The sequence below is a fragment of the Mycobacterium sp. 1274756.6 genome, assembly GCF_001668625.1.
Lineage (GTDB): Bacteria > Actinomycetota > Actinomycetes > Mycobacteriales > Mycobacteriaceae > Mycobacterium.
This window is the reverse complement of record NZ_LZLJ01000067.1, coordinates 15,603-28,567: the sequence shown is the minus strand read 5'-3', so window position 1 is coordinate 28,567 and position 12,965 is coordinate 15,603. Positions and strand designations below refer to the sequence as shown.

The 12,965-nt window shown below is 67.5% G+C and carries 12 protein-coding genes and 1 pseudogene; 4 read left to right on the top strand and 9 right to left on the bottom strand.

What is annotated here, in order from left to right; genetic code table 11:
• Positions 1-10: 10 nt before the first annotated feature.
• The 6 genes from A5643_RS18445 to A5643_RS10240 all read right to left on the bottom strand — a co-directional run bounded on the left by A5643_RS18445 (position 11) and on the right by A5643_RS10240 (position 8,197).
• On the bottom strand, positions 11-1,660 hold the full coding sequence (locus A5643_RS18445; protein WP_066854555.1) for a serine/threonine-protein kinase PknH/PknJ: 1,650 nt from the start codon (positions 1,658-1,660) through the stop codon (positions 11-13).
• A gap of 101 nt (positions 1,661-1,761) precedes the next feature.
• The gene (locus A5643_RS17780; protein ID WP_082948878.1) at positions 1,762-2,316 is read right to left on the bottom strand and encodes a DUF4333 domain-containing protein; all 555 of its coding nucleotides are present in this window, start codon (positions 2,314-2,316) and stop codon (positions 1,762-1,764) included.
• A gap of 18 nt (positions 2,317-2,334) precedes the next feature.
• Positions 2,335-3,624 carry a DUF7373 family lipoprotein gene (locus A5643_RS10255; RefSeq protein WP_156628739.1) on the bottom strand — a complete coding sequence of 430 codons (1,290 nt, stop codon included), beginning with the start codon at positions 3,622-3,624 and terminating at the stop codon, positions 2,335-2,337.
• A gap of 2 nt (positions 3,625-3,626) precedes the next feature.
• The gene (locus A5643_RS18860; RefSeq protein WP_066854549.1) at positions 3,627-5,540 is read right to left on the bottom strand and encodes a serine/threonine-protein kinase; all 1,914 of its coding nucleotides are present in this window, start codon (positions 5,538-5,540) and stop codon (positions 3,627-3,629) included.
• Positions 5,541-5,580: 40 nt separating this feature from the next.
• Positions 5,581-6,804, bottom strand: coding sequence for a DUF7373 family lipoprotein (locus tag A5643_RS10245; RefSeq protein ID WP_197497698.1), 1,224 nt, complete (start codon positions 6,802-6,804; stop codon positions 5,581-5,583).
• A 139-nt stretch (positions 6,805-6,943) separates the two neighbouring features.
• The gene (locus A5643_RS10240; protein ID WP_156628736.1) at positions 6,944-8,197 is read right to left on the bottom strand and encodes a DUF7373 family lipoprotein; all 1,254 of its coding nucleotides are present in this window, start codon (positions 8,195-8,197) and stop codon (positions 6,944-6,946) included.
• A 127-nt stretch (positions 8,198-8,324) separates the two neighbouring features.
• On the opposite strand from A5643_RS10240, the gene A5643_RS10235 reads away from it, so the two are divergent.
• Positions 8,325-9,113 carry a serine hydrolase gene (locus A5643_RS10235; protein ID WP_082948877.1) on the top strand — a complete coding sequence of 263 codons (789 nt, stop codon included), beginning with the start codon at positions 8,325-8,327 and terminating at the stop codon, positions 9,111-9,113.
• A 60-nt stretch (positions 9,114-9,173) separates the two neighbouring features.
• Here the strand turns inward: A5643_RS10235 and A5643_RS10230 are convergent, their stop codons facing one another.
• Positions 9,174-9,587 (bottom strand): type II toxin-antitoxin system VapC family toxin, encoded by a 414-nt coding sequence (locus A5643_RS10230; RefSeq protein ID WP_066854543.1) that lies wholly within the window; start codon positions 9,585-9,587, stop codon positions 9,174-9,176.
• Entirely contained in the window at positions 9,580-9,861 is a 282-nt protein-coding gene (locus A5643_RS17775) for a type II toxin-antitoxin system Phd/YefM family antitoxin (RefSeq protein WP_082948876.1), read from the bottom strand. Before A5643_RS17775 ends, A5643_RS10230 begins: the two co-directional genes overlap by 8 nt.
• Positions 9,862-9,995: 134 nt before the next feature.
• Here A5643_RS17775 and A5643_RS10225 point away from each other — a divergent pair, with 134 nt between their 5' ends.
• From A5643_RS10225 to A5643_RS10215, 3 genes and pseudogenes are all read left to right on the top strand, one after another.
• Positions 9,996-10,676, top strand: a complete 681-nt coding sequence (locus tag A5643_RS10225; protein WP_066854541.1) for a M15 family metallopeptidase — start codon at positions 9,996-9,998, stop codon at positions 10,674-10,676.
• Positions 10,677-10,722: 46 nt separating this feature from the next.
• The gene (locus A5643_RS10220; protein ID WP_066854539.1) at positions 10,723-11,163 is read left to right on the top strand and encodes an SRPBCC family protein; all 441 of its coding nucleotides are present in this window, start codon (positions 10,723-10,725) and stop codon (positions 11,161-11,163) included.
• A gap of 72 nt (positions 11,164-11,235) precedes the next feature.
• Positions 11,236-11,688: pseudogene (locus tag A5643_RS10215) on the top strand (SRPBCC family protein); the annotation flags it as partial.
• Between the two features lie 10 nt (positions 11,689-11,698).
• Here A5643_RS10215 and A5643_RS10210 read toward each other — a convergent pair.
• Complete coding sequence (locus tag A5643_RS10210) at positions 11,699-12,886, bottom strand: pyridoxal phosphate-dependent aminotransferase (RefSeq protein ID WP_066854537.1); 1,188 nt, start codon at positions 12,884-12,886, stop codon at positions 11,699-11,701.
• Positions 12,887-12,965 lie beyond the last annotated feature (79 nt).

The window sequence follows — 12,965 nt, the reverse complement described above, 5'->3', positions numbered from 1 at the left end:
GGCCGGGCGGTCAGTGCGGTACTCCGTCGGCGATGGCCCGGGCGATCGTGGTGGCCGGGTCGGGCTTGTCGGGCGAGCAAGCCAAGACGTCGATGACGATGTTGTTCATGGAGGTCAGGGCGTGTTCACAGGTCTGGTTGGTGTCTTCCCGGTTCGCGTGCGCCGAAAGGATGTCATCGCTGGTGTTGACTTTACCGAGGCGCCAGTTAAACGCCGGCTTGCTGCCCTCGGCAGGCACCCGGACTGACTTGTAGGCGCACGGAGACCAGAACGCACGCTGACGGTCGACAAATCGCGCCGCCAATTCGGCCGACGGGAAGGCGACCACCGCCTGAATCGCGGCCATCTTCTCGCCGTCACCGGCGCTGACGAACACCTGGCCGCTCTTTGCATCGGAACCGCTACCGGTATAGGTGTTGCGTTGGAATGGATAGATGGTGCTGCCGCAGCTGTCGAAACTATCGGTGGCAAAACTGGTCCACGCCTCCGGCAGTGCCTTGGCGGCGGAACCGACGGCAGTGCTGATCCGGTCGGCAGGCAACAGCAGGGAGTTCAGGTCGCTTGACGCCACGGTCGGCACCGTGCTGGTGGGCCCGGTCGACGTCACCGCATGCGGCGCAGGCGGATCGTCGCCCTGGCGACCGGCGACCAGAGCAACCGTGGCGCCGGCCGCGACCGCGACGGTGGCCGCGACGCTGATCCCGATGATCTTTGCCCGGCTACGTCGCGGCGGTGCACCAGTCTCCGAGCCGTGCCGGGGTGGAACTGTGCCGCCCGAACGCAGTCCGGCACCTGTTGAATGCAACGGGTTGGTGGTGTGATCGCGCTGACCTAATGCCGCTTTCGCCGCGGCGGCCAATGCCCGCCCCGTTTGGTAGCGCTGGGCGGGATTCTTGGCCATCGCGGTGGCGATCACCGCGTCGAACGCCGGTCCCAGCCGGGGCATGACCGCACTGGGTTGCGGCGGTGGACGGCGCAGGTGTGCCAGCGCCTGAGCCGAGGCGCCGGTGGTATCGGCGTAGGGGACCTGGCCGGTGAGCAGATGGAACAGCGCACAGCCGAGCGAGTACAGGTCGGCCCGGTGATCGATGGGCCGGCCCTCGAGAACTTCGGGAGCCGCGTAGGCCATCGTGGCCATCACCATGTTGGTTCCGGTCAGCCCGGCGTCATCAACAGCGCGGGCGATGCCGAAGTCGCCCAGCAAAACCCGCTCCTCGGCGCCGACCGGCCCGGTGAGCAGGAAGTTCGCCGGTTTGACGTCGCGGTGCAGCACTTGGTGAGCGTGGGCGTAATCCAACGCCTCGGCCACTTGGCTGATGATGTGTACGGCGCGATGCGGCGTCATGGTGCCGGTGTGGATCGCGGCGTCGGCGTCGGTGCCGTCCACCAGTTGCATCGCGATCCACAGTTGACCGGCCGGGGTCTCGCCGCGGTCGTAGATCGAGACGATATTCGGGTGATCGAGGCCCGCGGCGACGTCTGCCTCGCGAATGAACCGGGCGCGGAACTTGGCGTCGGACGACAGCTCGGCCGAGAGCACCTTCAGCGCATCGAGCCGCGGCAACTGGGGGTCGTCGACCGCGTAAATGGTGCCCATACCGCCGGATCCGATGACACGGCGTACCCGGTACCCGGCCACCACCGACCCAACCGGGATCATCTGGCCCGCTCCAACCCCGAGCTACGGGTGACCGCCAGCAGCGTCATGGCGCCAACATATCGCCTGCCCCCCGGCGAGTTACCTCCAACACCCATACGTGATCAGCTGGGGCTGCCGACCCAGTAGGAGCCCTCCGAGTCGGCGAAGGTGACCTCAACCGTGCGTTTGGCACCGGCGATGGTCGCCTCGCAGGTGAAGGTATCGCCGGCCTTGATCACCGGATTGTGGCCGTCGTTGCAGCGCACGTCGGTGACGTCGGTGGCGCCGTAGCCGGTTGCCGGGTCGGTGAGGACCTGACGCACGCCGTCCTCCGCGGCATGCACATCCAATTCGGACTTCCGCAGGAAGCCGGGCTTCCAGAACCCCGTCACCAGCACCGCCAAGACGACGACGCCCAGCACCGCCAGGAACGCGGTACGGGTCTTCTTTCCCCCCGGGCCACGCCCCTTGGCCGGTGGCGTGATCGTGGTGGTGGGCTCCCAACTCGGGGGTGGGCCCGGCTGCGGCGAGTAGCCCTGCTGCGGGCCGGAGGCGCCCGGTCCGGAGGGATGCGGCGGCTGTCCTGCGTGCGGCGGCGGCGGCTGCCACGCGTTGGTTTGGCCGGGCGGTGTCGGCTGCCAGGCGCGCGTCTCCGGTGGCTTTGGTGGCTCCGTCATGGCGTCTCCTGTCGGTGGCTAACTGGCGGTGAGCAGTAAGTACTGAGCTGCGGCTTTCTGGTGCGCGGCGCGCTTCTGGAAGGAGCCGAGGTCCACCAGATAACGGTCCACGGTGAACATACAGGCGATATGAGTTCTCTCGGAGTCGGTACCAGCGGAGACCACCGTCTTGAAGCAGCGCGAATCGGGCAGTCCGGGGACCCCGTCAGTGGGTTCGGAATCTTCGGCGCGTATCTCGGACCACTTATCGAGGATGGTCTGCGCGCCTTCGGCATCACGTGCGCGGAAGACGTCCGTTCCCGCCAGCGCGATCAGATCGACTCCGGCATCGTTGAGCACCTTCTCGTCACCGGCCGGATCGTCAGAGTAGGTCAGAAAGCCGTGCACCTCGTACAGCCCGAAGCGGAACTGGCCGCGCCGGTCCACTGCGGGCTCCACGGTGCGCGCCAGCAAGCCGTCTTGGTCGAGCGGCAACTGCGCGATCTGGTCCGGCGGCGTGGGCTTGAACTTGTCGATCAACGGGATCTGCTTGTCCAGGGTCCCGGAGACCAGCTCGAGCGCCTCGGCGAGCCCGTTCTTCGAATAACTCTGCTGGGTGAGAACGAACGGCCCATGAGCCAGGAAGGAAACGACCGTCACTGACGACTCCGACGACCCGAAGGTGATCCCGCGCGCGTCCGGGTGCCGCGGAATCTCGATCGGCCGCGGGGCCGGCGGCTCGCTGCCGAAGTACTTGTTGGCATCGGGGGCGGTTGTCGCGCCCAGTTCGTCGGCGGCTGCGGTCGCGTCCTCCGGAGACGCGTAACGCAGAACAGCGTTGTGCAGGTTCGGGACGCCGGGACCCTCACGGTCCCGGCTGACCATGAATCCCGTGATGTAGTTGCGGCTGGCGCCCTCGGGAAACGTCGTGTCGTAGATCGCGCCGATCGAGTCGGCACCCTTGAACGGTCCGTTGAACGTCCCGATCTTGTCGAAGCCGCCGGTCAGAGTCGGATCGACCTCCGAGGGGATGACGACGTAATTGCCCATCCGCCGTGCCTCGACATACGGGCCCTGTTTCTCACCTGCCTCGCCGAGTGGCGGCCGGGGCGTCGTCGGGTAGTTCCCGGCCTGCAGGTCGGATTCCTGCGCAGCCGGCGGATGCTTCGAGGCGTTGCCCTGGACGGCATTGGAGCAGCCGGATAGGCCGATCACGGAAACGAGTAACGCGACTGCCAGCACCAGCAGACCCGGCCGGGTGACCGCACGAATTCTCGGAGACGAGGTCGGGGTGTGTGGAGAGGTGGTCGCGCGCAGCAAATCGATCATGTTCAGCTCAGCCCGTCCGTGATGGTGTGCACCAGCGTGTCGTTGAGATACCGAGTGGCCGCAGGGCCGCCACTGTTCAGCGCGGCAATGGTGTCGGGTTCGTCGACGATGATGACGGTTCCGGAGAAGTTTTCGATCGACCCCGGCAGACCGTAGAAGCCGCCGGAGGCGGCGTCTTGGTCGGTCCGCAGCACCAGTGCGATATCGCTCTTGTACTCCCACATGCCATCCTGCGGGACCGGCTTTTGGAAAGCGTCGTCAGAGCCGCTCTGCATTTTCGGACTGTAGGTGAGTCCCAGCCCGGTGAGATAGGTCGCCGGGGCCGAATTCGACAACAGCGCAGTGATGCCTTCGTCGGAGAACCCGAAGACCGAAACCGTCTTACCGGCGAGTTTCGAGTTCTCCGACCGGGTCTTGTCCTGAGCGGCCTTGAGGTCGTCCCGCACGGCGTTGACCTCATTCTGCTCGCCCAGGACACTCGCCAGCCAGGACAGGCGCGTGTCCGCGCTGATCGCTTTGCCCGCGGTGACCGGCCTGGTGATCGTTGGGGCCACACCGGCCAATTGATCGTATTGAGCTTCGGTGAGGTCGCCGGTGTCGATGATCAGGTCGGGCCCAATGGATTCCAGAGCCTTGGCGTCCAGACTGGTCAACACCGTCGGACTGCCGTCGATGAGGTCCGCGAGCCAGCTCGGTGGTTCCTGATCCGCGTTGAACAGCGCCACCGGCTGGACACCCAGCGACAGTGCGACATCGGCATCGGCCAGCGACATGGCGGCCACCGCCTTGGGACGAGAATCGACTTGAGTTGAGCCGAAGGTGTGGTTGAACGACTGCATCGGGTAGGGCGATTTCTGTTTCCCGGAGTTCCCGGCGACCAGCACGGTCACCAGCAGAGCGACGGCGGCGAGGACGCCGGCGCCGACCAGCCAGGCGCGCCGAGGGTTCTTCCGCGCACCCGACAGTTTCGCCACTGCGCCGCTGAACTTCCCACTCGGGTAAGTCAACGGCTCCCCGCCCGCATTCGTGACGTTGGTGGTTGCAGCTTCCGGAACGGGACGGTTGGGGACCTGGTTGTGAAGCAGAGCCGCGCGAGCAGCCTCGGCGAACTGTCGTGCGCTGTCGAAACGGGCGGCCGGATCTTTGGCCATGGCGATCGCCAACACGGCATTGATCGCCGGCGGCAACTGCGGAGCGAAGCTGGTCACCGGCGGCACCGGGCGCGTCAGGTGCGCCATCATGATCGCCGACATGGTCCCGGCATCTTGAAACGGGCTGCGCCCGGCCAACATCCGGAACAAAGCGCAGCCCAGCGAATACAGGTCCGAACGGTGATCGAGCGGCCGGCCCTCGATCGCTTCCGGGGAGGCGTAGGCGACGGTCGCCATCATCGATCCGGTCGCGGTCAACCGGGTGGCCTCTTCTACTGCCCGCGCAATACCGAAGTCGGCCAACAGGACCCGCTCGTGTGGTCCGGGCTCCCCGGCCAACAGGAAGTTGGCCGGCTTGATGTCGCGGTGCAACAACTTACGAGAGTGCGCGTAGTCGAGCGCCTTGGCGACTTCGCCGATGATGTGCAGCGCCCGCTCGACGGAGATCGGTCCGTCGTCGACCAGAGCGCCCGCATCGGTGCCGTCGATGAACTGCATGGCGATCCACAGTCGACCGTCTTCTGCTTCGCCACGGGTGTATACGCGCACGACATTGGGATGGTCGAGGCTGGCCGCCAGATCGGCTTCGCGGCGGAACCGGGACCGGAATTCGGGGTCGGCGGAGAGCTCCGCGGAGAGCACCTTGAGTGCGACACTCCGCGGGAGTGTGGGGTGCCGCGCGAGATACACGGTCCCCATTCCGCCGGCGCCGAGCACCCGTTCGATGGTGTATCCGGATACCTGGGCTCCGGCGGGCATGGTCATGGCGTCCTCGCTTGGTTGTGGGGCATCGAGAAGCAGAAGCTCATTTCGCGGACAACATCACATACTGAGCCGCCAGCGCCCGGCGAGCCGATTCGGTGTCGGATCCGGCCGCCTCCATCACGTAACGGTCGACGTAGGCGACACAGCGGAACATCGGGCGAGAGGTTTCGCCGTCGGGCTTCAGGCAGCGCGCAGCGGGCAAACCGTTGATCGGTTCGTCGGCGACATATTTCGGGTACGTCAGCTCACCGATCTGGACGGCGAAGTCGGCGGCGACCTTGGCGGCGGCCGTGGCGTTACGGGTTTGGTACACGGTGGCGAAACCCCTCGCCATCTCGGTCACGCCCGCATCGTCGAAGAGTTGCTGGTCGCGCAACGGATTCATCATGAAGTGCAAAGCTCCGTGCTGACCGTAAACGCCGTTCGCGTCGCTCTTGGTCGCGCCTTTGGGGTACGGCAGTGTATGGGCCAGCAACCCGTCGGGGTCGAGCGGTAGGTCGGCCAGTTTGTCCACCGGAGTGGCCTCAAACCCGTCGAGTGCCGCGCGCTGCTTGTCGATTGCTGCGACCGCCAATTCGATCGCCTCGTCGACGGTCTCGCTGCCCACGAGGTCGGCGATCACGTAAGGACCGTGGGCTGTGTAGGTGTGGAGACCGCGAAACTTGCCGGTCTCCTTGTCGTCCTCATCCCAGAAGACCTGGATGTCGGGGCGGTCGGCGATGGGTCGGGGGTGCCGCTTGTTGAACTGGCTGTCGGCTTCGCTGTGCTCGGCCATGTCGTTGACGGCGTCGGTGGCGTCCTGCGGACTGCCGAATCGCATGACGATGTGACTGATCTTCATCAGCGCGTTCTCTGACGATTGCGCGCTGGTCAAAAAGCCGGCGACGAGATTGTGCCTGCCGGCGGCGTTACCGATCGACTGGTTGCTGTACAGGATCGTGTTGAGCCTGCCTTGGTCGGTGAACGGTGTGACGTCATTGCCCGACTTGTCGAATCGCTTGTCGACCTCGAAGGGCACCAGCACCGCTTCGGCCATTCGGCGTGCTTCGACCAGCGCACCGGCTTCGCGGCTCCCAGCGGTTCCCAAGGGGTCGCTGGGGGTGGTGGGATAGTCGCCGGTGTCGAGCAGATTGGCGTTGACGACGTTGGGATCGGAGTGTGGATCGCGCACCGCGAGACCGGTGTGGACGGTAGTGCAACCGGTGAGCAGCGTCAGAGCTGTTGCCAAGGCGGCGGTGGCCAGGCGCGGCGCGGTGGGCCTCACGTGTTTCCCTCTCCTGTCGGGCAGTCGTCGTACAGCGACACCTGCGCCCTTGCTCTGCTGCATTCGGTCTGCAAATTTACCTGGCCGTAGCGGGGGGTAGGCACAGATCTTGAGATTGGCAGGAGAGCCTGCCCGGCCGTCATCGGACCAACATCAGATACTGCGCGGCAAGCATGCGGCGAACCTCCGGTGCGGTAGGCGCTTCCGCGTCGACCACATAGCGACCGGCAGTGGTCAGGCAGCGGAATTCCACCGACGGCGGCGCACCCTCCTGAGGCTTGAAACACCAGGCGCCCGGCATGCCGGCGGGCGGCGCGTCGGGACTGAGGCTGCTCTCGGCGTCGGACGAGACCTGTTTGACGAAACCTTCCGCAACCCGGGCGGCCCCGTCCGGGTCGCGCGCCGCATAGACAGTGGTCAGCATTTGCGCCTGCTCGGTCACGCCGGCCTCGGCGAACAATTCCTGATCCGCTACCGGCTCGTTGCTGAAGTGCAGCATGCCGCGTGGCCCGTAGCTGCCGATTCGGTCGACCGTCGCGAGCGAGGCCGGCGGCGGAAGGGTCCGGGCCAGTAATCCGGACGGATCCAGCGGAAGCTCGGCCAATTGATTCTGCGGTGTCGCGGCGAAGTCATCCAATGCGGGCCGCTGCTTACCCAAAGTCGCCGAGATCAAACGCACCGCCTCATCGCGGGATTCTGCGGCAACGAGCTGGATGAGCAGGTAAGGCCCGTAAACCGTGTAGGCGACCAGCTCGGGCAACTTGGGGAGTCCGCCGAGGAACGCCCGAGTCTCGGGGTACTCGGGCAGTTGATGCGGGCGTCGCGCCAGCTTCCGGTTTTCGGGTTCCCGCTCACTGTGGTCGGCCATTTCGTCGGCCGCCGCCGTGGCGTCGGCAGGATCGGCGAACCGCACCACGAAACTCTTCAGTGTGTTGGGCTTCGCAAAGTAGACAGTGCTACCGCCGGTGGCGAAACCGGCGATGAACTCGTGATGGTTCAGCGCGTCGATGATCTCGACATTGGCCGTGCCAGGAAGGAGCCTGTCGAGCGCCACACCGCCATCGATGAACGGTTCCGCAGCCATCATGCGGGTGAGCATCGGGTCGATTTCGGCGGGCCGCAGCACGACCTCGGCCATCCGGTGGGCCTCGACGCGCTGGCCGGCCAGCACACTGCCGGCCAAGCCCAGCGGCTTGCTGGGCGTGGTGCGATAGTCCCCGGTGTCGAGCAGCGCCGTGTTGACCGCCGAAGTGTCGGTGTCGGGATGGCGTGCGGCCGAGCCGGCGCGCACCGCGGTGCAACCGGCAACCGACACGGCCAGGGCGACCGCCAGCGCCGTAGGGCGGGCATACTGCGGAAAAAGCGACAACTTCCTGCGTCGTCGGTAGTTCACCGGCAGAACCTACCAAGATTGAGCGGTACCGCCGGGCACAGTTCGGTTCGAGCAATCGGCGGATCGTTTCGATCATCGACTCGGGAACGTCTGCGACTACCTCACTGCAAAGGTGGCACCAGCGCACGTGACTGCTTCCCTCCGCACCCGGCTGACGGCCCTGCTCGCAGCGCTGCTGCTCACCGCGACCGCCGGCTGTCAGCGGGCGGCACCGCCTTCGCTGCACACCGCCTTCACCGCCCTGCTCGACACCTTGCCCGCCGGCGAGGTCGGGCTGGTCGTGCACGCCGGGGACACCGACCTAAGGTTCGGAGACTGGGCCGTCGGCCCGGCCTGGTCGACGATCAAGGTCCCGATCTCCATCGCTGCGCTGCGGGTCGACGCCGCCACCGCGACCCCGCTGATCACCCGCGCCATCACCGCCTCAGACAACGACGCCGCCATGGCGCTATGGCAGCTGCTCGGCGACCCGGCCGCCGCCGGCGAGCAGGTGCACGAGGTGCTGTCCGAGGCCGACAGCGGCGACACCGTCGTGCAGACCGAACAGGTCTACCCGCCCTACAGCCCGTTCGGCCAGACCCGTTGGAGCGGGATCGACGCCGCCCGTTTCGCCTTCGGGCTGCCGTGTGTTCCTGACGCCGACCCGGTGCTGACCGAGATGCGCCGGATCGTTCCCGAGCAACGCTGGGGACTGGCCGGCCCAGACACTGTCAGCAAAGCGGGCTGGGGACCGTTACGCGAGGGCGGCTACCTGCTGCGCCAACTCGCGCTGCTCACCACCGCCGCCGGCACCGTCGGCATCGCGCTAGCCGCCCAGCCCGCCGACGGCAGCCACGACACCGCCGTGGCGATGCTGAACGCCCTGGGGGAGTGGACCCGCAGCCACGCCCACGAGCTACCCGGCGGGCAATGCTGAGCGGCTACCGTTGAGTGCGCCGGTCACGCACCCGTCGGCGGTGCCCCGACTTAGCGCGGCTCACTGGGACAGGTCGATGACGGTCAGCGCTGTACCCAGCCCGGCGAAGTCTGCGGCGTTGCGGGTCAACAACATCAGATCGTGCCGGGCAGCGGTGGCCGCGATCTGTAGGTCCATCCGCCGGGCGCGCGGATTCCGCCCGCCGCGACGGACCAACGTCGCCAACGCCCCGTAGTACTCGGTGGTGGGGATGTCGAACGGCAACACCTCGAACACGTCGAGGGTGTGCTGCACTCGCTGACGGCGGCGCGTCTGTTCAAGTGGATCGACTGCAGCGGTGACGCCGTACTGCAACTCCGCGATCGTGATCACCGAGACTGCCACCTCGTCGGCGTACCGGACCAATTGTTGTGCAGTCGGCGGGGCGATCACGGCCGACGTATCCAGAAGAGCACGACGTGGCTCGTCAGCCATCCCGCGTCCACGGGTCTTCGGGAGTGTCCGCGTCGCCTTCGCGGATGTCGCGCCACCACTGTTGTGCCTCCGACTCGGAGAGTGGGCTCGCGGTGAGTGCGGCGAGGGCCTCTGCTGCGGGCACGAATCGACGCCGAGTCGTCGCCCGATGCGGGATCACATCGGCCACCGGTCGACCGCTGACCGTGACCACGAACGACTCACCGGCCGCCACCCGCCGCATGACGGCGGCGTTGTCATTCCGGAGTTCGGATTGCCGAATCTCAGTAGCCATAGCGCAATCATAGCGTTCTCATAGCGGTTTGATCTTGTCTCGCTGTGGCGATGCTGAACGCCCTGGGGGAGTGGATCCGCAGCCACGCCGACGAGCTACCCGGCGGGCAATGCTGAGCGGCTACCGTTGAGCCCATGCGTGCAGGTCTGTCGGTGCTGGCGGTCGCACTCGCCGTGACGGCCGCCGCCACCGCCGCACCGGCCGGCGCCGACGTGCCCCCGGTCAGCCCGGCCGCCCAGGCCGACGGCCTGCTCGACGTGCGCAGCGTCGTGCCCGACGCGATCGTCGACCTGCGCTACGCCACCCCCAACAACTTCACCGGCGTGCAGCTCTACCCCGCCGGCGCCCGCTGCCTGGTCCACCAGTCGATGGCCGACGGGCTGGCCACCGCCGCGCAGCGGCTGCGCGCCGGAGGAGAGCGGCTGGTGTTCTGGGACTGCTACCGCCCGCACGCCGTGCAGGTGCGGATGTTCCAGGTGGTGCCCGACCCGGCCTGGGTCGCCCGCCCCGGCGACTACGCCCGCAGCCACGAGGCGGGCCGTTCGGTGGACGTCACCCTCGCCGGCCCTCAGCACTGCCCGCCCGGCCGCAGCGGAATGTGCCTGGCTGACATGGGCACCGGCTTCGACGACTTTTCCCCCCGCGCCCACGCCGACGCCACCGACGGCGTCTCGCCGGTCGCCCAGCGCAACCGCGCCCGGCTGCGTGAGGCGATGAACGCCGGCGGGTTGAGCGTCTACTCCGGGGAGTGGTGGCACTTCGACGGCCCCGGCGCCGGCGTGGACCGCCCGTTCCTGCGCGCCGGGGTCAACTGACGGAGAAACGTCGCGGTCCGTCGCCGCGCCCGCTATCGTTCCCGTCATGGCTGTGAAGGATTCCCGTGAAGTCGTCATCGAAGCCTCCCCCGAGGAGATTCTCGACGTGATCGCCGACGTGGAGGCCACCCCGACGTGGTCGCCGCAGTACAAGAGCGCGGAGATCCTCGACAGCTACGACGACGGGCGCCCCCGCCAGGTCAAGATGACCATCAAAGCCGCCGGGCTCACCGACGAACAGGTCGTGGAGTACACCTGGAGCGACAACGCGGTCAGCTGGACGCTGGTGTCGGCCGGCCAGCTGCGCTCCCAGGACGCCAAGTACACCCTGAGCCCGCAGGGCGACAAGACCAAGGTCCGCTTCGACATCGACGTCGACCCGTCGGTGCCGATCCCCGGTTTCCTGCTGAAACGAACCATGAAGGGCGCCATGGAAACCGCCACCGACGGCCTGCGCAAGCAGGTGCTCAAGGTCAAGAAGGGCTAGTCGCCCGACACGCCCGAAGATTGGTTCGGTCAAAGGGGTGCGCCCCCGTGATAAAGGACTACGCTCGGGGCAGTGGCTGTTCGAGCATCGCGTGAAGTCGTCATCGAGGCGCCGCGGGAGCTGATCCTGAAGGCGCTGGCCGACGTGGAGTCGCTGGCGTCGTGGTCACCGCTGCACAAGCGGGTGGAGGTGCTCGACACCTACGCCGACGGCCGCCCCCATCACGTGCGGGCCACCATCAAGATCCTCGGGCTGGTCGACAAGGAACTGCTGGAATACCACTGGGGTCCCGACTGGGTGGTCTGGGACGCGCAATCCACCTATCAGCAGCGCGGCCAGCACGTCGAGTACAACCTGTTCGACGAGGGGGTCAACTGCACCCGGGTGCGCTTCGACATCACCGTCGAACCCTCCGGCCCGATCCCCGGCTTCATCGTCAAACGCGCCAGCAACGTCGTGCTGCAGATCGCCACCGAACAACTCAGCAAACAGGTGATGCGCGCCCAACAGGCCCGCACCGGCGGCTCGACCCCGATCAGCGAGGCGAGCGCAACGCCGCCAGCCGAGCCAGCCCCTCATCGACGGTTGCGTCACGCTTACAGAAGGTGAAGCGCACCAGGTGATTCCACTCGCCGAAGTGCGGGGCGCCCGGATCGCAGAACGCCGCCATCGGGATCGCCGCCACCCCGACCTGCTCGGGTAGCTGCGCGCAGAACGCGGCGCCGTCGTCGTAGCCCAACGGGCGCGGGTCGGCGCACAGGAAATAGGTGCCCACACTGTCGTGCACGTCGAAGCCGATGTCGCGCAAGCCCGCCCCCAGCCGGTCGCGGCGGGTCTGGAACGCGGCGCGCTCGGCCTCCACCCAGGCGTCCTCGATGTCGAGGGCCAGGGCCACCGCCGGCTGAAACGGCGCCCCGCCGGAGTAGGTGACGTACTGCTTGGCGGCGCGTACTCCGGCGATGAGCGGCTCGGGCCCGCACGCCCAGCCGATCTTCCAGCCGGTGCAGCTGAACATCTTCGCCGCACTGGAGATGCTGACCGTGCGCTGCGCCATCCCGTCGAACCCGGCCAGCGGGTGATGGGCGTGCTCGCCCGGCGAGGAGAACACCAGCCGCTCGTAGACCTCGTCGGTGATCACCAGCAGGTCCGCCGCCACCGCCAGCGTGGCGATCGCGGCCAACTCGGTGGTGCTGAACACCGCGCCGGTCGGGTTGTGCGGGGAGTTGACGATCAGCGCGCGGGTGCGCGAAGTGACCGCGGCACGCAGCGCGTCGACGTCCAGGGCGAAGCCGTTGCCGTCGCGCACCAGCGGCACCGCCACCCGATGCGCCCCGGCCATCGCGATCGCCGGGGAATAGGAGTCGTAGAACGGCTCGATCACCAGCACCTCCGAGCCGGGCTCGACCAGTCCGATCAGCGCGCAGGCGATCGCCTCGGTGGCCCCGACGGTCACCAGGATCTCGGTCTCCGGGTCGTGCTCGACGCCGTAGTGGCGGCGGCGCTGGGCGGCGATGGCCCGACGCAGCTCGGGCGTGCCCATCCCGGGCGGGTACTGGTTGTGTCCGGCGGCGATGGCGTCGCGGGCGGCGGCCAGCATCGCCGGCGGGCCGTCGTCGTCGGGGAAACCCTGCCCGAGGTTCACCGCACCCACCCGCGCGGCCAGCGCCGACACCTCGGCGAACACCGTGGTGGCCGTGTAGGGCTGCAGGCGGGAGACGGTCATGGCTTCCGAGGGTAGAGCGGGCGGGCGGCGTCGGCGACCAGGGCCGCGACCAACCAACAGGTTGATAGGCCCAAGCTGT